Annotated in this window: 27 protein-coding genes and 1 pseudogene; 16 read left to right on the forward strand and 12 right to left on the reverse strand. The window is 70.6% G+C overall.

What is annotated here, in order from left to right; genetic code table 11:
• Positions 1-193 precede the first annotated feature (193 nt).
• Positions 194-961 (forward strand): ABC transporter ATP-binding protein, encoded by a 768-nt coding sequence (locus O7620_RS09450; RefSeq protein ID WP_278122720.1) that lies wholly within the window; start codon positions 194-196, stop codon positions 959-961.
• Positions 961-3,516 carry an ABC transporter permease gene (locus tag O7620_RS09455; protein WP_278122721.1) on the forward strand — a complete coding sequence of 852 codons (2,556 nt, stop codon included), beginning with the start codon at positions 961-963 and terminating at the stop codon, positions 3,514-3,516. Before O7620_RS09450 ends, O7620_RS09455 begins: the two co-directional genes overlap by 1 nt.
• Positions 3,517-3,567: 51 nt before the next feature.
• On the opposite strand, the gene O7620_RS09460 is transcribed toward O7620_RS09455, so the two are convergent.
• The gene (locus O7620_RS09460) at positions 3,568-4,218 is read right to left on the reverse strand and encodes an HAD family phosphatase (RefSeq protein WP_278126927.1); all 651 of its coding nucleotides are present in this window, start codon (positions 4,216-4,218) and stop codon (positions 3,568-3,570) included.
• A 122-nt stretch (positions 4,219-4,340) separates the two neighbouring features.
• A complete protein-coding gene (locus O7620_RS09465; RefSeq protein ID WP_278122722.1) occupies positions 4,341-5,084 on the reverse strand; it encodes a neutral zinc metallopeptidase in 744 nt (247 codons plus the stop codon).
• 164 nt (positions 5,085-5,248) lie between these two features.
• On the opposite strand from O7620_RS09465, the gene O7620_RS09470 reads away from it, so the two are divergent.
• Positions 5,249-5,611 (forward strand): hypothetical protein, encoded by a 363-nt coding sequence (locus O7620_RS09470; RefSeq protein WP_278122723.1) that lies wholly within the window; start codon positions 5,249-5,251, stop codon positions 5,609-5,611.
• Positions 5,612-5,910: 299 nt separating this feature from the next.
• On the forward strand, positions 5,911-6,255 hold the full coding sequence (locus tag O7620_RS09475; RefSeq protein ID WP_278122724.1) for a hypothetical protein: 345 nt from the start codon (positions 5,911-5,913) through the stop codon (positions 6,253-6,255).
• A gap of 23 nt (positions 6,256-6,278) precedes the next feature.
• Here the strand turns inward: O7620_RS09475 and O7620_RS09480 are convergent, their stop codons facing one another.
• A complete protein-coding gene (locus O7620_RS09480; protein ID WP_278122725.1) occupies positions 6,279-7,379 on the reverse strand; it encodes an ionic transporter y4hA in 1,101 nt (366 codons plus the stop codon).
• Between the two features lie 90 nt (positions 7,380-7,469).
• On the opposite strand from O7620_RS09480, the gene O7620_RS09485 reads away from it, so the two are divergent.
• The gene (locus O7620_RS09485) at positions 7,470-7,832 is read left to right on the forward strand and encodes a metalloregulator ArsR/SmtB family transcription factor (RefSeq protein ID WP_278122726.1); all 363 of its coding nucleotides are present in this window, start codon (positions 7,470-7,472) and stop codon (positions 7,830-7,832) included.
• A complete protein-coding gene (locus O7620_RS09490; protein ID WP_278122727.1) occupies positions 7,829-8,344 on the forward strand; it encodes an SRPBCC family protein in 516 nt (171 codons plus the stop codon). Before O7620_RS09485 ends, O7620_RS09490 begins: the two co-directional genes overlap by 4 nt.
• Positions 8,345-8,390: 46 nt before the next feature.
• Here O7620_RS09490 and O7620_RS32050 read toward each other — a convergent pair whose 3' ends face one another.
• On the reverse strand, positions 8,391-9,200 hold the full coding sequence (locus O7620_RS32050) for an alpha/beta fold hydrolase (RefSeq protein ID WP_347403758.1): 810 nt from the start codon (positions 9,198-9,200) through the stop codon (positions 8,391-8,393).
• Between the two features lie 51 nt (positions 9,201-9,251).
• Positions 9,252-9,518 (reverse strand): hypothetical protein, encoded by a 267-nt coding sequence (locus O7620_RS09500; protein WP_278122729.1) that lies wholly within the window; start codon positions 9,516-9,518, stop codon positions 9,252-9,254.
• 80 nt (positions 9,519-9,598) lie between these two features.
• On the opposite strand from O7620_RS09500, the pseudogene O7620_RS09505 reads away from it, so the two are divergent.
• A pseudogene (locus tag O7620_RS09505) lies at positions 9,599-10,615 on the forward strand (XRE family transcriptional regulator); the annotation flags it as partial.
• Here the strand turns inward: O7620_RS09505 and cutA are convergent.
• Positions 10,590-10,913 carry a divalent cation tolerance protein CutA gene (gene cutA / locus O7620_RS09510; RefSeq protein WP_192580186.1) on the reverse strand — a complete coding sequence of 108 codons (324 nt, stop codon included), beginning with the start codon at positions 10,911-10,913 and terminating at the stop codon, positions 10,590-10,592. The pseudogene O7620_RS09505 and the gene cutA overlap by 26 nt on opposite strands.
• A 231-nt stretch (positions 10,914-11,144) precedes the next feature.
• On the opposite strand from cutA, the gene O7620_RS09515 reads away from it, so the two are divergent.
• Together O7620_RS09515 and O7620_RS09520 are read left to right on the forward strand one after the other, a co-directional pair.
• The gene (locus tag O7620_RS09515; RefSeq protein WP_278122730.1) at positions 11,145-11,447 is read left to right on the forward strand and encodes a flavin reductase; all 303 of its coding nucleotides are present in this window, start codon (positions 11,145-11,147) and stop codon (positions 11,445-11,447) included.
• Positions 11,417-11,647: a hypothetical protein gene (locus O7620_RS09520; RefSeq protein ID WP_278122731.1), complete on the forward strand. Its 231-nt coding sequence runs from the start codon at positions 11,417-11,419 to the stop codon at positions 11,645-11,647. The genes O7620_RS09515 and O7620_RS09520 overlap by 31 nt, the downstream gene beginning before the upstream one ends.
• A gap of 129 nt (positions 11,648-11,776) precedes the next feature.
• On the opposite strand, the gene O7620_RS09525 is transcribed toward O7620_RS09520, so the two are convergent.
• Positions 11,777-12,277 carry a hypothetical protein gene (locus tag O7620_RS09525; protein ID WP_278122732.1) on the reverse strand — a complete coding sequence of 167 codons (501 nt, stop codon included), beginning with the start codon at positions 12,275-12,277 and terminating at the stop codon, positions 11,777-11,779.
• The gene (locus O7620_RS09530) at positions 12,274-12,588 is read right to left on the reverse strand and encodes a hypothetical protein (RefSeq protein WP_278122733.1); all 315 of its coding nucleotides are present in this window, start codon (positions 12,586-12,588) and stop codon (positions 12,274-12,276) included. Before O7620_RS09530 ends, O7620_RS09525 begins: the two co-directional genes overlap by 4 nt.
• A 205-nt stretch (positions 12,589-12,793) precedes the next feature.
• Here O7620_RS09530 and O7620_RS09540 point away from each other — a divergent pair, with 205 nt between their 5' ends.
• The 4 genes from O7620_RS09540 to O7620_RS09555 all read left to right on the forward strand — a co-directional run bounded on the left by O7620_RS09540 (position 12,794) and on the right by O7620_RS09555 (position 18,319).
• Complete coding sequence (locus O7620_RS09540; protein WP_278122734.1) at positions 12,794-13,537, forward strand: methyltransferase domain-containing protein; 744 nt, start codon at positions 12,794-12,796, stop codon at positions 13,535-13,537.
• Between the two features lie 44 nt (positions 13,538-13,581).
• Complete coding sequence (locus O7620_RS09545; RefSeq protein ID WP_347403794.1) at positions 13,582-13,938, forward strand: CPBP family glutamic-type intramembrane protease; 357 nt, start codon at positions 13,582-13,584, stop codon at positions 13,936-13,938.
• 281 nt (positions 13,939-14,219) lie between these two features.
• Positions 14,220-15,404 (forward strand): ThuA domain-containing protein, encoded by a 1,185-nt coding sequence (locus tag O7620_RS09550; protein ID WP_151488964.1) that lies wholly within the window; start codon positions 14,220-14,222, stop codon positions 15,402-15,404.
• An 86-nt stretch (positions 15,405-15,490) separates the two neighbouring features.
• Positions 15,491-18,319 (forward strand): PQQ-dependent sugar dehydrogenase, encoded by a 2,829-nt coding sequence (locus O7620_RS09555; RefSeq protein WP_278122736.1) that lies wholly within the window; start codon positions 15,491-15,493, stop codon positions 18,317-18,319.
• A gap of 72 nt (positions 18,320-18,391) precedes the next feature.
• Here O7620_RS09555 and O7620_RS09560 read toward each other — a convergent pair whose 3' ends face one another.
• The 3 genes from O7620_RS09560 to O7620_RS09570 all read right to left on the reverse strand — a co-directional run bounded on the left by O7620_RS09560 (position 18,392) and on the right by O7620_RS09570 (position 20,737).
• The gene (locus O7620_RS09560) at positions 18,392-19,336 is read right to left on the reverse strand and encodes an acyltransferase domain-containing protein (RefSeq protein ID WP_278122737.1); all 945 of its coding nucleotides are present in this window, start codon (positions 19,334-19,336) and stop codon (positions 18,392-18,394) included.
• A gap of 50 nt (positions 19,337-19,386) precedes the next feature.
• The gene (locus O7620_RS09565; protein ID WP_278122738.1) at positions 19,387-19,971 is read right to left on the reverse strand and encodes a hypothetical protein; all 585 of its coding nucleotides are present in this window, start codon (positions 19,969-19,971) and stop codon (positions 19,387-19,389) included.
• A gap of 67 nt (positions 19,972-20,038) precedes the next feature.
• Positions 20,039-20,737, reverse strand: coding sequence for a hypothetical protein (locus O7620_RS09570; protein WP_278122739.1), 699 nt, complete (start codon positions 20,735-20,737; stop codon positions 20,039-20,041).
• Positions 20,738-20,850: 113 nt separating this feature from the next.
• Between O7620_RS09570 and O7620_RS09575 the strand changes: the two genes are divergently transcribed.
• Positions 20,851-21,762 carry an NAD-dependent epimerase/dehydratase family protein gene (locus O7620_RS09575; RefSeq protein WP_278122740.1) on the forward strand — a complete coding sequence of 304 codons (912 nt, stop codon included), beginning with the start codon at positions 20,851-20,853 and terminating at the stop codon, positions 21,760-21,762.
• A 5-nt stretch (positions 21,763-21,767) separates the two neighbouring features.
• Here the strand turns inward: O7620_RS09575 and O7620_RS09580 are convergent, their stop codons facing one another.
• A complete protein-coding gene (locus O7620_RS09580; RefSeq protein ID WP_278122741.1) occupies positions 21,768-22,205 on the reverse strand; it encodes a GNAT family N-acetyltransferase in 438 nt (145 codons plus the stop codon).
• 145 nt (positions 22,206-22,350) lie between these two features.
• Here O7620_RS09580 and O7620_RS09585 point away from each other — a divergent pair, with 145 nt between their 5' ends.
• Both O7620_RS09585 and O7620_RS09590 read left to right on the forward strand, forming a co-directional pair.
• Positions 22,351-22,584, forward strand: a complete 234-nt coding sequence (locus tag O7620_RS09585) for a hypothetical protein (protein WP_278122742.1) — start codon at positions 22,351-22,353, stop codon at positions 22,582-22,584.
• 48 nt (positions 22,585-22,632) lie between these two features.
• Positions 22,633-23,145: a hypothetical protein gene (locus O7620_RS09590; RefSeq protein ID WP_278122743.1), complete on the forward strand. Its 513-nt coding sequence runs from the start codon at positions 22,633-22,635 to the stop codon at positions 23,143-23,145.
• Positions 23,146-23,154 lie beyond the last annotated feature (9 nt).

A 23,154-nucleotide genomic window follows, 5' to 3' on the forward strand; every position in this document is an offset into this window, starting at 1 on the left:
GAAACACGCTCGACCGACCATCGGGTCAGGGGCAACCCTGATCCGGCATGGGGGTGCACCCGCAGCGGGAAATCCGCGCCGAGTCCCCCCAGGGGCGGACGGGACGGGCGTGTGCGGCACCAATGATTGAACAGTCGCGCCGGACCATCGGGGGGCGGCGTGCATTTTCGGACAGACGGAAGAGGTAGATGACGTGACCGCGACGGTAGGCCAGCAGGCGCAGGCCGCGGCCCGGGCGAACGACGTGTGGAAGGTGTACGGCAGCGGCGAGGCTCAGGTCATCGCGCTGCGGGGCGTCAGCGCCGAGTTCGAACGTGGCCGCTTCACCGCGATCATGGGCCCGTCGGGTTCCGGCAAGTCGACGCTGATGCACTGCCTGGCCGGCCTGGACTCGGTGACCCGGGGGACGGTGTCGATCGGTGAGACGACGGTCACCGGGCTGGGCGACGGCGGGTTGACGAAGTTGCGCCGCGACCAGGTCGGGTTCATCTTCCAGCAGTTCAACCTGCTGCCCACGCTCACCGCGAAGGAGAACATCCTGCTGCCGTTGTCGATCGCCGGGCGCAAGCCGGACCCGGCCTGGTACGACACGGTGATCGACACGGTGGGTCTGCGGGACCGGTTGGACCACCGGCCAGCACAGCTCTCCGGCGGGCAGCAGCAGCGGGTGGCGTGCGCGCGGGCGCTGGTCTCCCGCCCCGAGGTGATCTTCGCCGACGAGCCGACCGGCAACCTGGACTCGCGTTCCGGCGCGGAGGTGCTGGGTTTCCTGCGCAACTCGGTACGCGAGCACGGCCAGACCATCGTCATGGTCACCCACGACCCGACGGCCGCCGCGTACGCCGACCGGGTGGTCTTCCTCGCCGACGGGCAGATCGTGTCGGAGCTGATCGAGCCGACGGCCGACACGGTGCTGGACACCATGAAGAAGCTGGACACTCCGGCCGAGGTGGGCAACTGATGTTCCGGGCGACACTGAAGAGTTTGCTGGCCCGCAAGGTCCGGCTGATCCTGTCCGGGTTGGCGGTGGTGCTCGGGGTCATGTTCGTGTCGGGTGCCTTCGTGCTCACCGACACGCTGGGCCGCTCCTTCGACTCGGTCTTCGCCGACGGCTTCTCCGAGATCGACGTGAACGTCGCGGCGAAGCCGAAGGTCGAGATCAGCGAGTTGGAGGGCGAGCAGACCGCCTCCCCGCTGCCGGCCGCCGTGGTGGACCGGGTCAAGCAGGTGCCGGGGGTCGCCTCGGCGACGGGCATCGTCAACGCCGACGGTGCCCGGGTGATCGGCAGCAACGGCAAGGTGGTGACCTCGTTCGGTCCGCCCCAGTTGGGTGAGAACTGGACCGGCGAGAGCGACCTGCTGCAACTGCGGGAGGGACGCGCTCCGCAGGCCGAGGACGAGATCGTCATCAACCGGGCGTTGGCCACCACGGCGAAGGTGCAGGTTGGCCAGAAGGTCGGCGTGCTGACCGCGTTCGAGTCGAAGAAGCGCGAGTTCACCCTGGTCGGCGTCGCCGGTTACAGCGGTGACCGGGACTCGATCGGCGGGGTCAACGAGGTCTTCTTCACCACGCCGGTGGCGCAGCGGCTGATGCTGGGCGAGCCGGACACGTTCAGCAGCGTCACGGTGCGCGCCGCGGACGGCGTGTCGGACGAGGCGCTGCGCGACGACGTGGCCCGCACCCTGGGCGCCGACTTCGAGGTGAAGACCGGCGAACAGGTGGCCGCGGACGCCTCGGCCAGCCTGAAGGAGGGTCTGTCGTTCTTCAACAAGATCCTGCTCGGCTTCGCCGCGGTGGCGCTGCTGGTCGGCACCTTCCTGATCCTCAACACCTTCTCCATCATCGTGGCGCAGCGCACCCGGGAGTTGGCGTTGATGCGTGCCATCGGCGCCAGCGGTCGGCAGATCATCGGCTCGGTGGTGCTGGAGGCCATCGCGGTCGGGTTGATCGCGTCGGTGCTCGGCCTGGCCGCCGGCATCGGTGTGGGCGCGCTGCTGGCGTTCCTGTTCGGCAAGCTGGCCGGTGGGCTCACCCTCGCCGGGATCGGTGTGCCGGCGGCGGCGGTGATCGGCTCGTTCGCCGTCGGTCTGGTGATCACGGTGGTGGCGGCGTTGCTGCCGGCGCTGCGGGCGTCGCGGATCCCGCCGATCGCAGCGATGCAGGACGTGGCCACCCCGGACCGGCCGTTGACCAAGGTCACGGTGGCCGGGTCGCTGGTCACCGGCATCGGCGCGGTGCTGCTCTTCCTGGGTCTCAGCGGCAACGCGGGCGGGCAGACCCTGGCGACCATCCTGGGTGGGGTGCTGTTCGCCTTCATCGGCGTGGCGCTGCTGACCCCGCTGATCAGCCGGCCGGTGGTGAGTCTGCTCGGCGCGATCTTCTCCTGGTCGGTGCCGGGCAAGTTGGGCCGGCTCAACTCCGGGCGCAACCCGCGCCGTACGGCGATCACCGCGGCGGCGCTGATGGTCGGCATCGCGCTGGTCACCGGCGTCACGGTGATCCTCGACTCGGCCAAGGGCAGCCTCAGCGCGCTCGCCCAGGACACCATCAAGGCCGAGCTGGTGATCTCCGGGCAGCAGGGCGGTCCGCGTCCGCCGAGCTTCGACCCGGGCGTACTGGACCGGACCAAGGCCCTACCCGGTGTGCAGCTGGTCGACGGCGAGTACGGCGACATGGCGAGGATCGACGGCGAGAGCACCTGGGTCACGGCGAGCAGCGACATCGCGTCCCTGCGGCAGATCTTCGGCGCGAAGGCCACCGCCGGTGACATCGACCGGCTCGGGCCGACCCAGATGCTGGCCAGTTCGGACACGGCCACGTCGCGGGGCTGGTCGGTGGGCTCGACGGTGAACGTGCAGCTGACCCGGGGTGAGGCGCGCACGTACACGGTCAGCGGCATCTACGAGTCGACGCAGTTGACGAACCCGGTGACGCTGCCGGCGACGGCGGCGAAGGACTTCGCCATCCCGCAGCCCATCCAGGCCTTCATCCAGCTGGCCCCCGGCGCCCGGGTGGCCGACGTGCAGCCGCAGGTGGAGACGCTGCTCGCGGACAGCCCCGAGGTATCGGTGGCCGACCGGGACGCGTTCATCAAGCAGCAGACCAGTCAGCTCGACGGGCTGCTCACGATGATCCAGATCCTGTTGGCGTTGGCCATCGTGATCGCCGTGCTCGGCATCATCAACACCCTCGCGCTGTCGGTGCTGGAGCGGACCCGCGAGTTGGGTCTGCTGCGGGCGATCGGCCTGCGCCGTGGTCAGACGATGGGCATGATCACCGTGGAGGCGGTGGTGATCTCGGTGTTCGGCGCGCTGCTCGGCGTGGCGGTCGGCACCGGACTCGGCGCCGCGGTGGTCGAGGCGCTCAAGGACGAGGGCATCACCGATCTGATCCTGCCGTGGGGGCAGATGGGTGTGTTCCTCGGTCTCGCCGCCGTCATCGGTGTGGTGGCCGCGGTGCTCCCGGCCGTGCGGGCCGCCCGGATCAACGTCCTGGGCGCCATCGCCCACGACTGAGTGCCCGGCAGGAAGGGGGCCCCGCGAGCCGCGGGGCCCCCTTCCCTGTCGCTAGGCCGCGGCCCGGTCGGCCAGCAGGGCCGCGAGCAACTCCAGGTCCACGCCGGTGAGGCTCTCCGCCTGGTGTACGCCGGCGATGTCCGGCAACGCCACCTCCGCCGGTACGGCCAGCACCGCCGCGCCGGAGGCGAGCGCGCTGGCCACCCCGGTCGGCGAGTCCTCGATCGCCACGCACCGCTCGATCGGCACGCCGAGCAGCCGCGCCGCGGTCAGGTACGGCTCGGGGTGTGGTTTGGCCGCGATCACCTCGTCACCGGCGACCACCGTGTCGAAGTTGTCCCGGCCCAGGGTGTCCAGGGCGATCTCGACCAGCGCCCGAGGGCTGGAGGTCACCAGGGCGGTGGGGATCTCCGCCGCGCGGACCGCGCGCAGCAGGGCGAACGCGCCGGGACGCCAGCGCAGGTCGGTGCGGAACAACTCCAGGATCCGTGCGTTGATCCACGCGGCGCTGATGTCCGGATCCCGTTCGGGTTGCCCCAGGTCGTCGTGCAGGATGCGCATCGACTCGGCCATGGCGGTACCGATGATCGACTGGCGGGCGTCGGCGGAGAGTTCCCCGCCGTACTCCTTCGCGAGTTCCTGCAACGCGACGTCCCACAGCTTCTCGCTGTCGACCAGCGTGCCGTCCATGTCGAAGAGCACGGCGGCGGGGTGATGGCTGTTCAGCGGATCCTCCAGGGTCACGGGCCGACACCGGCGATCCTGCCAGCACCGCCCGTCGCCGGTGGCGGCAACGGGCGCCAGGGTGATCCGGGCAACCCCGCTCAGCCCAGGTCGCACTCCCCCAGCGAGCGCTCGTAGCCGCGGAAGAACGAGTCGGTGCGCTGCTCGGCGGTGCCGTGCGCGCCTTCGGCGAACCACGGCTGGTCCGGGTCGTCGCCGACCGCCGCCACGCCCTCCCGGAACTCGTCCAGGTCACCCTCGGCCAGGGTGAGGGCGCCGGCGCGCACCGAGTCCCCGAGGTACGCCCCGGCCATGCAGTCGGCCTGCAACTCCTGCTGGATGGTGAAGCTGTAGTTGATGCCGAGACGCACCTGGATGCCGTGGGCGTACTCGTGGCCGAGCAGGTAGAACACGAACGCGTCCCCGACCTGCCGGAACGCGCCCACCGACCAGGCCACGTCGTACGCGATGAAGTCGCCCTGGGAGCAGTAGACCGCGTTGTTGCGCGGCAGCGGCTGCCCGCCGCAGGACACCTCCCCGGCCCGCTGGTACGGGGTGATCTTCCGGATGGGTTGGAAGCGCTGCCCGGATTCCTTGAACTGGGCCGCCCAGTACCGTTCGGCGATCTCCTGCGCGTCGGCGACGTCCTGCTCGAACTCGGCGACGCTGGTGGTGCTGTCGGCCCGGGTGGTGCTCGGCCCGGGTGAGGCGGCGGGCGGGTTCGCCCCCGGGCGGTCACCCTCCGGCTCGGCAACGCCGCCGCCGGCGCAGGCGACCGACACCAGCGCGGCGATCAGCAGGCCCGCCAGCGGACCTCGGGCGTCGCGTCCTGACCGTGCCCCCACTGTGCCTCCCCAGACATCGTGCTCGCGGTGCGCAGTACCCCGACGGTACGACCGCCACGCACGTCACCGGATTCACGCGAGGCGTGCCCGGACGGTTCACCTGGGCGGGGCTGGGCCGCCACAATGGCCCGGACGGGTGTGACCGCCCGCCGAGGAGGGTCGCGATGCACGAGTTGGGCAGCCGTCTGCGGCGTCAGCCGGCGCCGGCGCACGTCGTGTGGCGTTCGCTGCGTGACCCGTACCAGGCTGGCAGCCGGCCGTGGCTGGAGTTGCGCGACGACGAGGTGGCACCCCGGGTGGTGGCGGGCTACGCGCCGGTGCTGCTGGTGTGGTCGTCGTTGTGGCCGCACCGGCCGCTGGACCGCGTCCGCTTCGACCTGACGTCCGGGCCGCCCGGCGGGGACTGCGCGCTCCGCTGGACGCTCACCACCGACGGCGACCTGCCGAGCGAGAGCACCCTCGGCTACCTGCGACACCGCCTCAACTACCTGATCAACCACCGGCTGCGCCGTTCCTACGGCCAGTAACCCCACCCGCGGGGCTCCCGCTCCCTCCGCCTGGGTGATCACGAGGTTGGCGTCAGCCCGACCGGCGTGTCGTGACGCGAACTTCTTGATCACCGAGGTTGCTGGGTGAGGGTGTCCGGGGACGGGGGGCGGGTTCGACGTTTCTGGTGGACGGTGCCAGCCGGCACCAGGGACAGGAGGAACCATCGTGAAGTACATGATTCTGCTCTACGGGTCGCAGCAGGACTACGACGTGCTGTCGGGGCGGGCTTCCGACCGGCCGGCGATATCGGCGGAGCAGATCGCCGCCATGCGCGGCCGTGCACGACGAGGCGCCGAGCGCGGCGGCGACCGACTGGGCGCAGATCACCGCCCTGTACGAGGTGCTGCTGGGCTTGTCCGACAATCCGGTCGTGTCGCTCAACCACGCGGTGGCGGTGGCGATGAGCCGGGGCGCGCCGGCCGGGTTGGCGCTGCTGGCCGACCTGGCCGACGACCCCCGGCTGCCGGCCGCCCGCGCCCACCTGTGGGAGCTGGTCGGCGAACGGGTGGCGGCGCGGGAGGCGTACCGGATGGCGGCGTCGCGGTCGACGAACCTGGCGCAGCAGCGCTACCTGAACGCCCGCGCGGACCGGCTGGCGGACGACCCGCCGGACGCCGGCTGAGCCGGCGGTCGAGCGGCGAACGGTCAGGGACTGGCGGCCAGGAAGACGAACGCGGCCAGCAGCACCAGGTGGACGCCGCCCTGCAACACGTTGGCCCGGCCCGGCACGACGGTCAGCACGGCCGTCACGGCGGTGAGCGCGAGCAGGGCGAGTTGGGTGCCGCCGAGGCCGAGCAGCAGCGGGCCGTCCAGCCAGATCGAGGCGATGGCGATGGCCGGGATGGTCAGGCCGATGCTGGCCATCGCCGAGCCGAGAGCGAGGTTGAGGCTGATCTGCACCCGGTCGCGGCGGGCGGCGCGGGCGGCGGCCAGGGTTTCCGGCAGCAGCACGAGCAGGGCGATGATCACGCCGACGAACGCGTGCGGCAGGTTCGCCGCCGCCACCCCGGCCTCGATGGTCGGCGAGACGGTCTTGGCGTCGCCCACCACCGCGACCAGTGCCACCAGCAGCAGCCCCAGGCTGACCAGGGCCGCGCGGGTCGTGGGTGGCTGGGCGTGCTCCTCCGCGTCGATGACCCGGCCCTGGCTGTCGACCGGCAGGAAGTAGTCGCGGTGCCGGCCGGTCTGCACGAGCACGAACAGCCCGTACAGGGCGAGCGAGGCGACGGCGGCGAACGTGAGCTGGGCCGGGCTGAACTCCGGGCCGGGCCGGGCCGTGGTGAAGGTCGGGATGACGAGACTCAGCGTGGCCAGGGTGATCACGGTGGCCAGGGCGCCGCCGGTGCCCTCGGGGTGGAACACCGCGACCCGTCGCCGTAAGGCGCCGAGCAGCAGGGACAGGCCGAGGATGCCGTTACAGGTGATCATGACGGCGGCGAAGACGGTGTCCCGGGCGAGCGACTGGGTCTTCTCCGGTCCGCTGATCATCAGCGTGACGATGAGGGCTACCTCGATCACGGTGACCGCGACGGCGAGGACCAGTGAGCCGTACGGCTCCCCCACCCGGTGGGCGACCACCTCGGCGTGGTGCACGGCCGCCAGCACCGCGCCACCCAGCAGCAACGCCACCACCACGATGACCGGTCCGGGCAGGTCCCGCCCCCAGGTGGCGATCAACACCAGGACGGCGAGCACGGGTACGACGAACGTCCAGTCGGTCAGGCGGGATCGAAGCAGGGCGGCCATGACCCCAAGAGTGCCAGGTCACGTGATCATGTGCCCACCATCGACGCGGCGCGGTGCGCAAACCCGTAACTCATAGGTTACGCTTTGGGGGTGGATGAGGTGGCCACCGCGATCGCGGACCCGGTACGACGGCACATCCTCACCCTGCTGCACGACGAACCCCTCTCCGCCGGCGACATCGCCCAGCGGTTCACGATCAGCCGGCCCGCCATCAGCCGCCACCTGCGGGTCCTGCGCGAGAGCGGGCTGGTCCGTGACGAGGTGATCGGCCGGCAGCGGATCTACCGACTCGACGTCGGTCCGCTCGCGCCGCTGCTCGACTGGCTCACCGGGCTCGTCGCCACCGACCGGTGGGGACGGCATCTCGACGCGCTGGAGACCGAGGTCTATCGCACCCGCCGAGAGCGCCGCGCCCGCGGCCCGGCGGAGCACCGAAGGGAGCACACGGCATGACCCGCACACCCGCCGGACGCCTGTTTCGCACCGCCACCGGCCACGATCTCGTCCTCACCCGCACGTTTCGCGCCCCGGCGGCGGACGTGTGGGCCAGCCTGACCGAGTCGGAGCGCACGGCCCGCTGGTTCGGGCCCTGGGAGGGCGACGCCGGGCCCGGACGGACCATCCGGGTCCAGATGGCGTACGAGGACCAGCAGCCCTGGTGCGACGTCCACATCGACGCGTGCGAGCCGCAGCGGCGCCTCGCCGTGTCGACGACGGACAGCTACGGCACCTGGCTGCTGGAGATGTCGCTGGCCGAGACGAACGGCACCACCGAGCTGCGGTTCGTGCAGCACCTGAGCAGCGTGGAGGGCATCGCCGAGGTGGGTGCCGGCTGGGAGTACTACCTGGACATGCTTGTCGCCTCGCGCGACGGTTCGGCCCGGCCCGAGTTCGACGAGTACCACCCTGCCATGCAGTCCTACTACCAGGGCCTCACGGCCGAGGAGGCCGTGCCGCACGCCTAGCGGCGTCGCCGCCGCCGATGATCGCCGCCAAGGCCGCGAGCCCTCGTCAACCGCGCCGGCTCTTGGACATCTGCATCGACGGCGCGGTGGCGCGGGCGGCGCTGTCGATGAAGTCCGCGACCGGGCCGGGTTGCGAGACCGCCACCGCGTGGGAAGCGGCGATCTCCATTGTCGTGGACCCCGCCCTCTCGGCCAGGAAGCGCTGCAGGTCTGGCGGGATGCCCTGGTCCTGGGCGCTGATCAGCGCCCAGGAGGGAATCGTCTTCCAGGCGGCCTTGGTCACGCTCTCCTCCTGGGTGCTCGCGGAGGCGGGCCGCTGCGTCACCGCCATGAGTTCTGCGGTGCCGGCGTCGACGTCGGCGGCGAACACCTCGTGGAACTTCTCCTGCAGGATGTGCTCGCTGTGTACTAGGAACTCCGTCACCACGCGGCGGTCACCTCTGCGAGCGGCGTCGACAGGACGGTGGCCAGTCTGACGAACGCGCTGAGCGACAGCCACACGCCCAACTTCAACTTGGCCCGCGCCCTCGACGAGCACACGGCCATGATGCGGCGCTACGTCGAATCCCTCCAACGCTGAAGGACCGGGCGGAGACGGTCGATCTGTTCCGAGTTGAGCGGTGGCGCTTCCCGCACGGTCGCTTCGATGATGTGACTGGGTACGTGAGGCGGCGGGGCGGAAGCCAGAAGGCGGGCGAGCGTCGCTCGTTGAGCGTCGTCCAGCTCCGGCCAGTCGGCGGCAGTCTGCTTGGCCTGCTCCTCCATGTACTGCTGAAGCCGCGGGATCCTGTATCGGGGCACGTCGTAGCTTCGGCAACAGAGATGATCTCAGAGTGACAGCAAGATTAAATAGCACGTACGCCGAGGTTGCGGCGGAGGGACGCCGGTGTCGGGCGTCCCTCCCGCGTCACCGTCTGGCGGCCTTCCGCTGGTCCTGATACTTGCACTCGGCCGCCACTTCCTCAGTCGTCGGATCGGCGGCGCCGGGCGGCAGGATCTTCCAGAAGCCGTCCCCGAAGTCAACTTCGAAGACACGCCCCTCCCATTCACTCGAATGAGTTGCGGCGATGACCCTCCGCTCGTAACCCTCGACGGGTTCCTCGTGAACATGCTCGCGGCCGTCGCGGTAGACCCCGTACCTCTCCTGCACAAGCCACCCGACGACCGGGTCCACTCGAAGGCTGCCGTCGTCGTCAATGAAGCATGCGCGCCATCCATGGACCTGCGCGGGCCGGAAGTCAATGGTCCGGTACCGGTGAACTCGTCGCCCTCGCCACCCAGCCCACCATTCGGCGCCGCGAATTCGTGGCCGCCGCCGGACTCGCCGCCGCCCTACCCCACACCCTGCTCGGCCACGGCCGACACGTCGGTCCCGGAACCGCCGGACGGCTCGCCGAACGCACCGCCCGACTTCGCCGCCTCGACAACTTTCTCGGCGGCGCCGACACCCACCGCCTGTACCAAGCCGAAGCGGACTCCACCACCCGACTCATCCAAGAAGGCTCCTACAGCGAACCCGTCGGCCGGCAACTCCTTGCCGTCCTCGCCGAGCAAACCCAACTCGCGGGATGGGCGGCATTCGACTCCGGACGGCACGCCGACGCAGAACGGCTGTACCGGACCAGCCTTTCCGCTGCCCGCGACGCCGACGACCACGCCCTCACCGGCAACGCATTCGCGTTCCTCGCCTACCAGCAACTTGCACTCGGCCAGCCCGCCGCCGACACTGCCGCAGCCGGATGCCAGACCGCCTCGACCGCAACGCCAACCGTTCGCGCGCTGCTGCACCTGAGGGCCGCCTGGGCGTACGCCGTCGAGGGCAACGCCGCAGCCGCCGACCAGCAGCTTGCGCACAGCACCACGTGCCTGACCGAGCACGACGATCGGCCCGAGCCTGACTGGGTGTACTGGGTCGACCATGTGGAAGGCGAAATCATGACCGGGCGGTGCTGGACGGTCCTGCGCAGGCCGATGCGCGCCATCCCCGTGCTGGAACGCGCCCTCGCCCGATTCGACGACACTCACTCCCGCGACAAAGCCCTCTACCTGTCGTGGCTGGCAGACGCCTACCTCGACGCCAACGAGGTCGAGCAGGCGTGCGCCACTGCCGGGACCGCGATCGGCCTCGCCGGTGGGGTCGGGTCGGTGCGGCCCGCCCAGCGCCTCAACACGTTCCTCAACCGGCTGGAGCCCCACGCCGAAATGCCGTGCGTCGTTGAACTGCGATCCCTGGCCGCCGAGGCGTCTACACGCCCTCGACTGTCCGTGTGATCCATTGCAGGTAGGCGGCCGAGCCGCGAACAACCGGGACGGCGGTGACCTGCGGGTTGTCCCAAGGATGAGCGTCTAGCAGGTAAGCCTCTAGCTGCGGATACCGGTCGTCGGTCGTGTACAGCAGCACCTGCCACTCCTCGCCTGTGCCTTGCTCGCCGAGGTGCCAGAAGACTGATGTCACCGGGCCGACGACTTGAGCGCCGGCCGCCAATCGTGCCGCTGCTGCTCCTTCGGCCAGCTTCACCGCCGCATCCCGGGTGGGTGCGGCCGTCGACACCTGCACGTAGTCGCTCACCTGTACAGGCTAGCGGGGAGGGTGTCCGCGGACGGTTGCGGACAGTCGGCGGACAGCCGACCCCACCTCACCGCCCTTGGTTGTCCGTAGCGTCCGATTGACGGGACGGCCGTGGTGAATTCCGAACCTATGCGATGTGTGCGGCGACCACGGCCGTCCCGCCGAGAGGCGGGGGGCGTCCGCGCCGGAGATGACCGGGCGCCCCTCCAGCCACTGACGGAGGGGGCAGCGTTGATCTCGGAGGCACCAACCACCATCCGCGACGCCCGGCGAGCCGACCGCGAACGCGGGCGCAAGGCCGTCGACCGGCGGCTCGACGGCCAGCACACGCCGCGCCGGCCGCAATGGGACTGCGCCGGCTGCGGTGCCGACTGGCCGTGCGCCCCGGCGCAGGTCCGCCTCGGCGAGGCATACGGCAGGGACCGCATCGGCCTAGCCATGTACTGCGGCGCGCTCTACGCCGCCGCCGTCAACGACCTGCCGGTCACGACCAACGGTGAGACGTGGGCACGGTTCGTGAGCTGGGTGCGCTGACGCTCGGCGTGGGGAGCATCCACCGCGGCGACGAAGGGTTGCACCACTCGGACTGGTCGCACCGCTGGTCCGGTGGCCCGGCCGACGAAGCGGGGCAGGCCACGTGGCAGGCGGCGCTCAAGACGCACATGGAGGATCACCAGCGGGGCTTGGATGTGCGCCGGCCCCGAATCGACGACAACGCCCCGCCGACCCGGTGAAGGGTCGGCGGGGCGTCTCGTCGGGCCTGCCGCTGGGGAGTAGCAGACCAGCTCATGGGCGTTCCCGACGGGAACGGTAATTCTCGGGGGTACCCCCAAACGGGGGCTCCGGGTTGGGCCAAACCGGTCTTACTGCTTGGGGCTGTCGGTGGAGTTGGGCACGACGTACACGCCGAGCGCCCCCAGCACGGCCAAGGCCACCGAGATGCCCTCGGTGGCGGTCAGGGTGTCGTCACCCATGGCCACGGTGAGGGCAACCCCACCAGCGACGACGACGGCGACGATGGTCTTGGCGTAACTGCCGATCTTCACGGATGCCTCCCGGGCATGAAGAAACCCGCTCCGGCAGGTCCGGGCGGGCACGATAGGTGGGTCAGATGGCAACAGGATTCGTCCGCTACGGGCAGTTGAACCGCTGCCCCGCAGCTCGCGCAACCGGTCGGCGATCTTCTTGCCCGTCGGAGTCTGCGGCGGCGTCTCTCGATAGGCGTCATCGAACGTGGACCGCAGATCGCACCACTTGCGCTCCGACGCAGCCGCTGCACGATTCGAGTACGCCATCGATGCCGCCCCGGTCAGCACCGCGAACAGCAGCGCCACCACCAAGGTTTGCCAGGCTCGGAACGTCACGACGAATCACCCGCCCCTGACGGCGCGGGCGACGGTGATGATGATGGCGGCGGTGAGCCCGAACCCGGAGAGGGCAACGGCGGCAACGTTGTACCGGTAGCGCCACTGCTCCGCAGCGACAGCAGCCCCACGCCGGCCGGGATCCCCAACACCGACACGGCCGCCACCAGCAGCGCCTCGGACGCCTGCCCCGGCGGCATCACCACCGTCTGATGGATGATCACGCCCAGACCAGTCACGATGCAGCCGAAGTCCAGGCTCAACCGTTTGACGCGTTCTGCTCTCGTCACCACGCACAGTCCCTTCAACAAGGGCGATCCGATACGCGGTCACCCCGAGGATCGCCACCCAGCGCGGCCGGTACCGCTCCGCCTTGACCGCCAGGCCGGTGACGCCCGCCACCAGCTCCGCCGCCGTCAGCTCGGCGGCGCGGGCGGTGGCCCGGTTGCTCAGGCTGGTGATGCCGACACCCTGTCGCGGCGTGCGCCGTCAATCGCGACTTGGCACCCTCAACGGATGCAGGCAACCGACCACCTCGCCGCCAGCCGCTACGCACGGATGCGCTGGAACACGCCCCTGTCCGAGGAGCACGCCGCGCTGCTGCTGCAACGGCTCGACGTACGCCCCGGCGCGCGGGTGCTCGACCTCGGCTGTGGCTGGGGTGAGCTGCTGCTGCGGGCCGTCGCGGCCGGTGGCGTGTCCGGCCCGCTCGCCACCCGGGGCGTCGGTGTCGACACCGACGACGACGCGCTCGCCCGAGGGCGGCGGCTCGCCGCAGGTCGGTCGCTGAACCGGCATGTCGCGTTCGTGATGGGCGAGGCGGCGGCCTGGCAGGAGCCCGCCGACCGGGTCCTGTGCATCGGTTCGGCACACGCCTTCGGTGCCACCGGTGCCGCGCTGGACGCGCTCGCCACCGTGGTCCGGCCAGGAGGCCGGCTGTTGTTCGGCGACGCCTACTGGGAACGACCCCCAAACCCGGCGGCCGAGCAGATCTTCGGCACCGAGGTCACGGCACTGGCGGGCCTCGTCGAGGCAGCTCGGGAGCGTGGCTGGCGGGTGCTGCACCTGAGCACCGCCGACCAGCGGGAATGGGACGACTTCGAGTCCACCTGGCTCGCGGGCCGGCAGGAGTGGCTGTTCACGTACCCCGAAGACCCCCGCGCCGCAGAGGTCCGCGCGGAGCTCGACGACCGGCTGCGCCAGTACGTCGGCACCTACCGAGGGCTCCTTGGCCTGGCCTACCTCGTCCTCGGTCGCTGACGACCGTCGTTGACGCCGCTGCATACGCCGCGGGTGGTGAACGACTGCCGGCCTGGCAGGCGGTCATCGGGCAGGCGGTGCTGTTCACCCTGTTCGGGTTCCTCGTCGGGGCAGCCCGATCCCCCGGCCGGCTCGCGCTGTTCGTCGTCTTCGCGCTGCTGCTCGGCGGCTTCCGGGCGGCCACCGGGAACATCTGGGCGGGCATCGGCTTCCACGTCGCCTTCCAGAGCGTCGCCCAACTGTTCGGAGATGTCGGCGGGGTCTTCGACGTGACCGGGTCCGACGTTCTGGGGCTCGTGGCGCTGGGCGGCCTGCCCTTCGCCCTCGGCTGGATCGTCATCGAGCGACGACACCGGCATCACCTGAACTGGCAGGCCCTCGAACCGGAGCCCGCCTCCTGAGGATTCGTCGGCGGCACGGTTCCAGCCTGTGGACGCGGCCGATCGTGGGCTTGACGGGGCCCAGACATCGGAGGTTTACTGCCTCAACGATGCCAGTCGATGTTCCTGACCGTCCACACTGGGTGGTCGGAGTCGCCGGCTGGTCCACCGCACCACGACACCACCACCTCGCACCACCTCAGCCGAGCATCGGCGGCCCGGCTTCCGCACCACCGCCACCCTGGCCCCCGGCGTGCCCTCGTGCACCGCCCCGGGCCGACGCTCAGCAGAGGAGCACCACCATGCGTTCCCGTCCCCGTGTGCTGGCATTCGTCACCGGCCTGGCCGTGTTACTGGCCGGCCTGGTCGCCCTGCCGACTCCCGCCTCGGCGGCCCCGCTGACCAAGGTTCTGGTCTTCAGCAAGACCGCGGGCTTCCGCCACTCGTCCATCCCCAACGGCATCGCCGCGATCCAGCAACTCGGCTCGGCCAACGGCTTCACCGTGACCGCCACCGAGGACGCCGCCCAGTTCACCACCTCCAACCTGGCGCAGTACCAGGCGGTGGTCTTCCTGTCGACGACCGGCGACGTGCTCAACGCCTCCCAGCAGACGGCCTTCGAGTCGTACATCGCCGCCGGCGGCGGGTACGTCGGCGTGCACGCCGCCGCCGACACCGAGTACAGCTGGCCGTGGTACGGCGGGCTGGTCGGCGCCTGGTTCGACTCGCACCCGGCGATCCAGACCGCGACCGTGCGGATCGAGGACCAGACGAACCCGTCGACCGCCCACCTCGGCACCACCTGGGTCCGCTCCGACGAGTGGTACAACTACCGCACCAACCCCCGCTCGGGCGCGCGGGTGCTCGCCAGCCTCGACGAGTCGTCGTACAGCGGCGGCAACATGAGCGGGGACCACCCGATCACCTGGTGCAAGGCGTACGGCGGCGGGCGGGCCTGGTACACGGGTCTCGGGCACACCGAGGCGTCGTACACCGACCCGAAGTTCACCCAGATGCTGCTCGGTGGCCTGCGCGTCGCGGCGGGCGCCGTGACGGCCGACTGCTCGCCCCGCACCACCACCCCGCCGCCCACCACCAGCGGCTCCACCCTGCGGGCCCGGGCCAACAACCAGTACGTGAGCGCGCCCAACGCCACCACCGCGCTGATCGCCAACAAGACCTCCGCCGGCACCACCGAGCGGTTCGACCTGGTCGACCTCGGCAACGGCAACGTGGCGCTGCGCTCGAAGGGCAACGGGCAGTACGTCGCGGCCGAGAACGCCGGTGCCGCCGCGCTGATCGCCAACCGGGCCACCGCCGGCGCGTGGGAGACGTTCCAGCTGATCCGCAACTCCGACGGCACGGTGAGCCTGCGGGCCACCGTGAACAGCCGCTACGTCGCCGCCGAGAACGCGGGCGCGTCCGCGCTGATCGCCAACCGGACCTCGATCGGCCAGTGGGAGAAGTTCGACCTCGTCACCAACTGACCTCGGGCTGGCACACCTCTCACCACCCCCACCTGGCCGTGGTGCGCCCCCGCACGCCCGGCCCCGGTCGTCGAGGAAGGACGATCATGTTCTCGTACCCCCGGCGCTGGTCCCGGGTCCTCGTCGCGGCGCTCACCGCCGCCGCGAGCGTGACCCTGGCCGTTGCCGCACCATCCACCGCTCAGGCGGCGGTGATTCCCGCGTCCGACTATCAGCAGGTCAAACTCGCCACCGGCTCGGCCGAGCTGGGTGAGGCGATGTCCCTGGCGGTCCTGCCGAACAGGTCGGTGCTGCACACCGCCCGCAACGGCGTCCTGCGGGTCACCGACGTGGCCGGCAACACCAAGGTCTCCGGCACCCTGTCGGTCTACACCCACGACGAGGAGGGGTTGCAGGGCGTCGCCGTCGACCCCAACTTCGCCACCAACCGGTGGATCTACCTGTACTACTCCCCCACGTTGAGCACCCCGTCCGGGGACGCCCCGACGACCGGCACGCAGTCCGACTGGGACCGGTGGAAGGGGCACCTGCGGCTGTCCCGGTTCACCCTCAACTCCGACGACACGCTCAACCTGGGCAGCGAGAAGATCGTGCTCCAGGTCGCCAACGACCGTGGACAGTGCTGCCACGTCGGCGGTGACCTCGACTTCGACGCCGCCGGCAACCTGTACCTGACCACCGGCGACGACACCAACCCGTTCGAGTCGTCCGGCTACGCGCCCATCGACGAACGGACCGACCGCAACCCGCAGTTCGACGCCCAGCGCTCGGCGGCCAACACCAACGACCTGCGGGGCAAGGTGCTGCGGATCAAACCGCAGGCGGACGGCACGTACACGATCCCGTCGGGCAACCTGTTCGCGCCCGGCACGGCCAACACCCGGCCGGAGATCTACGCGATGGGTATGCGTAACCCGTTCCGGATGAGCGTCGACAAGGCCACCGGCGTCGTCTACCTCGGCGACTACGGCCCCGACGCCGGGTCCACGAACTCCAGCCGTGGTCCCTCCGGTCAGGTCGAGTTCAACCGCATCACGGCACCCGGCAACTACGGCTGGCCGTACTGCACCGGCAGCAACACCAGCACCGAAACATACAATGAATACACATTCCCGTCCGGGCCGTCGCAGTCCAAGTACAACTGCACGGGCGGGCCGACGAACAACTCGTTCCGCAACACCGGGCTCACCACGCTGCCCGCGGCGAAGCCGGCCTGGATCAAGTACGCCGGCGACTCCGGGTCACCGTCGGAGTTCGGCAGCGGCTCCGAGTCGCCGATGGGCGGCCCGGTGTACCGGTACGACGCCTCGCTCAACTCCAGCATCAAGTTCCCGGCGTCGCTGAACGGCCAGTTCTTCGCCGGCGAGTACGGCCGCCGCTGGATCAAGGCCATCGCGGTCAACGCCGACGGCAGCCGCGGCGAGATCTCCAACTTCCCGTGGAGCGGCACCCAGGTCATGGACATGGCCTTCGGCCCGGACGGCGCCCTGTACGTGCTGGACTACGGCACCGGCTCGAACAACCAGGCGCTGTTCCGGATCGAGTACATCGGCGGCGGCAACCGCAGCCCCATCGCGGTCGCCTCGGCGAACCCCACGTCGGGGGCCAACCCGTTGACGGTCACCTTCTCGTCGGCCGGCAGCTCCGACCCCGAGGGCGGAGCGCTGAGCTACCTGTGGACGTTCGGCGACGGCACCACCTCGACGGCGGCGAACCCCACCAAGACGTACACCACGAACGGCACGTACTCCCCCACGTTGAAGGTCACCGACCCGACCGGCCTGTCCGGCACGGCGAGCCTGGTCGTGACCGTGGGCAACACCGCTCCGACGGTGACGCTGACCTCGCCGGCGGACGGGCAGCTGTTCACCTTCGGTGACACGGTGCCGTACACGATCTCGGTGAGCGACCCGCAGGACGGCACGATCGACTGCTCCAAGGTGAGCCTGACCTACGCGCTGGGCCACGACAGCCACGCCCACCAGATCACCTCGAAGACCGGGTGCAGTGGCTCGATCACCGTCCCGACCGACGGGGAGCACGACGCGGCGGCCAACATCTACGGCGTCTTCGACGCCGCGTACACCGACAACGGTGGGCTCACCACGCACAGCATCCGGACCCTGCAACCGAAGCACCGCCAGGGTGAGCACTTCGGCGCCCAGTCGGGCGTCCAGGCCACCGACCACACCAGCGCCGAGGGTGGCCGCACCGCCGGGTTCATCGAGAACAACGACTGGATCTCGTACCAGCCGTACAACCTGTCCAACGCGAATCGCATCACCGTGCGGGCGTCGTCGGCCGGCGCCGGCGGCACCATCGAGGTACGGGCCGGTTCGGCCACCGGGACCCTGCTGGGCACCGTCACGGTGCCGGTGACCGGCAACTGGGAGACCTTCACCGAGGTGTCCACGACCATCACCAACCCGCCCGCCTCGACGACCACGCTGTACCTGGTGTTCAAGGGCGGGTCCGGCTACCTGTTCGACGTGGACGCGTTCACCTTCACCACCGGCACGACCGGCGGCACCGGGGTGATCAGTCTGCGGGCGCAGGTCAACAACCAGTACGTGTCGGCGGTCGGCACCGCCGCCTTGATCGCCAACAAGGCCAGCGTCGGAACGACCGAGCAGTTCGACCGCGTGGACGCCGGCAACGGCACCATCGCCCTGCGGTCGCGGGCCAACGGGCTGTACGTCTGCGCCGAGAACGCGGGCGCGGAGCCGCTGATCGCCAACCGCACGACGATCGGAGCGTGGGAGACGTTCCAACTCGTCACCAACACCGACGGGACGGTCAGCCTGCGCGCCACGGTCAACAACCAGATCGTGGCCGCCGAGAACGCCGGTGCGGGATCCCTGATCGCCAACCGCACGACGATCGGCGCCTGGGAGAGGTTCACGCTGACCGGTTAGCCGGTGGTGGGTCCGGCCCGCCCTGGTCGGCGGCCGGGCCGGACCCACCGAACCACCGGCTGCGCAGAGCCCTCAGACCGGGAAGCGGCCGTGCCGCCACTGCCAGTGGCGGCCGGCCCTCAGGTGGTCGACGACCGCGCGCTGCAGCGCGGTGCGGCGGGGCAGCTCGTCGAGCGGCGTGCTCAGGGTACGGAACACGAAACGCAGCACCTCGACGTCGGCGTCCGGCCCCTCCTGCTCCTCGTAGGGGGTCAGCTCGAACCGCCGCTGGAATCGGACGATGTTCGACTCCGCCGGCAGGTACTCCCGCAGCTGCGGGTCGAGCAGCCACGAGCCGCAGGAGAACGCCTCGTAGTGCTCGTCGGGAAAGTGGCGCGGGAAGAACGCGCGGGCCTCGTCGAGGGACGCCTCAACCGCGTCCGGGGTCAACGGCCCCGCATCGGGGACGTGCAGGGCGATGGCGCTGCCGCCGCGGTGGTGCTGCAACCGACCCAGCTCGTAGACGCTGCCGCGTACGTGCAGCGTCAGCCAGCTCTGCATGACCGGCCAACCCTCACCGCGCATCCGCCGGTCGATCGCGAGGTTGCGGCCCAGATCGGCGAGGCTCAGCCACGACACCGCGTCGGCGATGCCATGGTCGCGGTGATAGGCCCGGGCGACGTCGACCAGGGCGAGGTACGCGTACACGTAGAGGTGCCGCGAGGCGAGGCCACGCTCACGCGGCAGCTCCGGACCCGGCGGCAGCCACTCGTGGCCACCGAGATCGGCGCGGACCAGGGCGATCGAGCGGTCGAGCAGCCAGCGCAGCTCCGGGGTCCACAGTGGGGAATCCGGGTCGGGCCAGCCGTCCATGATCTCGACCGCGTCGTCCGGTGGCACGCCGAGCCGGTCGAGGATCGCGGGCGCATCGGCCCGGGCGGGCAGCGGAGCCGAGGGTCGGTCGCCGGCGAGCCGGTGCACGCGGTCGACGTCCTCGACGGGTACGCCGAGCCGTGCGGCGGTGTCGTCCAGATCCACGAGGGCGACCCTACCGGCGAGGAGGGCTCCCGGTGGCCCGCCCCGAGGGCTCAGGAGTCGGCGGGTACCCCGGCGTCGAGCTGGCCGATCATCGGCGCGAGGAGGTCGTTGAGTTCCCGAGCCAGCACCACGACGGCCCGACGCGCCGCGGACGCGACGTCGTCGTCCGGGCCGCCGGGGGCCGGCGGCAGATCGTCGAGCGGGACCGGCGCCTGCACCTGGAGCAGCGCGCGCAGATGGGGGCGGCGCGTCTGGTCCTGCTCCGTGGGGTCCGTGAACTGGCCGAACAGCCGGGGCCAGTCCTGCCAACCACGGTCGCGCTGCCACTGCTTGGTCCAGGTGAGCTCCGCCGGCCAGCGGGACGCCACGGTCACCGCGCAGACCATGCTGCCGTCCCACGGGCTGCGCGCGCAGTCCGCCGAGATGATCCGCCGGTGCCAGCGGACGAATCCGGGCGACAGCTCGCTGGCCACCCGCCAGGCCGTCGCCGCGAACGCGACGGGCGCGAAGTCACCCCACGTGTCGGCGAACTCGTCGATCCGGGCGTGCACCTCAACCTCGTAGCGACCCCGCCCGTCGGTGCCGTGTTCGCGGTCGAACTGCTCGTCCAGCCAGAAGGCGCGCGTCTCCGGCATTCTTCCCCCGTTCATCACGGCGTGAGGACTACTCATGCGGGCGGTGCGTCCCACAGTCGGGCAACCGTCACTGAACGTATACGACTCCACCACTATGGATCAACAACTCATGCCGAGCGACGGCGGTGTGCCGTTCGGGTGTCTCGTGCACAGGCTCGGGTCGACCCGAGCCCCCGTACGCGGCCGCGTCTACACGCCGGAGGCCATGAGGGCCGTGCGTGCCGTGTCGAGTGCCTGGTCCGCCGGCACGGGCACATCGGGGACCACCCCGACGCCCTCCCAGTTGGTGCCACATCGCGGCTCCCTCCGGCGCGCCACCGGCGCAGCCGCGCAGGTCCAGGATGAGCGCGGAGCTGAGGGCGACCAACTGCATGGCCGCGCCGATCGCGGCGGCGCCTTCATCGGCGTACGCGATGCGCCGCACGTCGATGAGCCCGACGTTGCCGTCCAGGTGCTCGACACGGCGGATCCCCTGGTTCTCCGCCCTGAGCAGCGCGAGGAACGCGGCGCGCCCCCCGTCCTCGTCCGCCGGATCCAGCGACTGCGGCTGGTCCACCCACAGCAGCCGCAGATGCTTGTCCGGGCACACCTGCTGAAGATGAGCGGTGACCGTCTCGCAGAGCACCGGCCCGTCCAGGTCGTCGTACTCGCCCACCGCGAGACGGCGCCGGATCGCGGCGTCGATGTCCTCGACCTTGTCAGCAAAGACGTACCCTGCCTCGATCCGATCCAGGGCCTGTCCGATTATCTGTTCGTTTGAGAGCACGGCGGGCCACGGTAGACCCCAAACGGTCTCGACACTACCGACATTCGAGAGCCGCCCCGCCCGGTGCCGATCGTGACTTGACAAACGACCGGGTCCAGAGTGGACGATGCAGCGTGCGAATTCTCGTGGTGGGTGGCAGCGGTCTGATCGGCGCGCATGTCGTGGACGTGCTGCGCGAGCGGGGCCACGCCGCGACCACAGTGGCGCGTACCGCCCAGCCGGGCGTCGACCATCTCGTGGATGTCGACGCCGCCTCGATCGACGAGCTGCGGGCGCTGCTCGCCGGCCACGACGGCGTCGTGTACGCCACCCGCACCGACGAGCAGCGACCGCTGCCCAAGCCGATCTATCCGCGGTTCCGCCGGGACAACGTCGAGCCGGTGGTACGCCTGTTCACCGCCGCCCGCCAGGAAGGTCTCACCCGCGGCGTCGTCATGGGCTCGTACTACACCTATTTCGACCGGCTGCACCCGCAGTGGCGGCTCGCGGAGCGCCACACGTACATCCGCTGCCGGGTCGAGCAGGCCGTGGAGGGGCGGGCGGCGGCAGGCCCGGACCTGCCGATCGCCGTACTCGAACTGCCCTTCGTCTTCGGTCGGGCCGGCGACCGGCTCCCCAACTGGGCCGGGCCGCTGGACCGGTGGGCCCGCTCCCGTACACCCCTGGTAGCCCCGACCGGCGGGACCGCCGCGACCTCGGCGCGCAGCGTGGCCGAGATCGCGGTGGACGCCCTGGAGCAGGCCCGCGGTGACGACATCCCGGTCGCCGACGAGAACCTCACCTGGACGGACATGATCGGCCGCATCGCCGAGGCGGTCGGCCGACGCCGCCGGGTGGCGCGGATGCCGTCCGGCGCCGCGCGGGCCGCCCTGCGACTGGGCGGCGCGCTACAGGCCCTCGGCCGCAAGGAGTCCGGCGTCAACCCGAGCCACCTGGCCGACCTCCTGCTCGCCGACCTGTTCGTCGAGCCGACGACCGGGCGGTCGCTGGACTCCGCGCTGCGCGAGACGTTCCCCGCCACCTAGCCCCGTCACGACGGCCGGGCCAGGTACGCCGTCTTGGCGTCCGGGGAGAACCCGCAGGCCCGGTAGAAGGTGTGGGTTCCCGGCGTCCGCGAGCCCGTCATCAGCATCGCCTTGTAGCAGCCCGCATCCCACGCGGCCTGAAGTGTGCCGGCCATGATCTGCCGGCCCAGGCCGGTGCCGCGCCGCGACTCGTCGACGACGACGTTCTCGATGACCGCGTACGGCGACGCCGACCGGGTGAGGTTCGGGATCACGTTGAGGTACGTCGTGGCGACGACGACCCCATCGACGTCGAGGACGAACAGGTGCAGCGCCGGCGAGTCCAAGATCTGCTGATAGGCCGCCGCGTCAGATCCGTCGTCGAGAACCGGATCGTCGGGATTCAACTGCCGGTAGAGGTGGACGATCTGCGCGAAGTCGTCGGGCCGAGCCGTACGAAACATGTCAGGAGCCTAACCACGGCGCGGCACGCCGGCGGACCCTTGCGTGTGGGCTGGGCGGCTGGCGTCCCGACAACCATTTCGAATGGCCGGACTCAGTCGTTTGTGACATCAGGCGGCCCGCCACCGCTTCTTGGGATCCTTTGCGGTGGTCGTACACACCATCGGCTTGCCCGTCTTCGTCACGCCGCGAGCGCCCTGCTTCGACCAGAACGATCCGGGATGCACTGTCGAGACTGTTGGCGGATTGGTTTTGGTGGTGGCCGGCTTCGGTTTCGGCGCTGCCGTTGTCGACTTCGGTTTGGGTTTACTGGTCGTCGGCTTGACGGCCGGCCGAGATGTCGACTTACTAACGGCAGCAGCCCTGTCTTCTGCCCGATGAGGCTGGCGGACGTTGCGTATCCTAATGCCTACTCTGTGGAGGGTGGGCATGGTCGACACGCACACGCAGTTGCCGGGCCTCATTGAGGCCGCCGCACGCGCCGGGGTGGCCCGGCTAGCCCCCGAGGAGCTGGCGGTCTTCGCCCCGGTCGCCCAGAAGTGGCGGCGGGACGGGTCGTCGCTACGGGGCCGACCGGCGCCTGGCGGGTCGATCGGGTTCGGGATCGACTCGGTCCTGGTCAGCGAGATCGCACTGCAGGCCGTCACGTCGGGTCTCGCTGACATCCTCGCGACCGGTGCGACCGCGGCTGGTGCCGGTTGGTGGCGCAGCAGGCGCCGGTTACGCCGGTCGACGGCTCCGGCAACGGTCGAGTCGGGCGGCGACGAACCCCAGCCGGTCATCGACGGGGACCGGCTGGTGCTGACTGATGCGCAGGCACAGGCTCTACGTGAGGCATGCCGGCGCCACGGAATCACCCTTGGGCTCACCGAGGAGCAGGCCGTCCTGTTGGCCGACGCGGCGGTGGGAGCCCTGCACGTCCGCAGGTCCGCACCGGAGTGATCCGCACCG

Source organism: Micromonospora sp. WMMD710, from assembly GCF_029626045.1.
In the GTDB taxonomy this organism is placed as follows: Bacteria; Actinomycetota; Actinomycetes; order Mycobacteriales; family Micromonosporaceae; genus Micromonospora.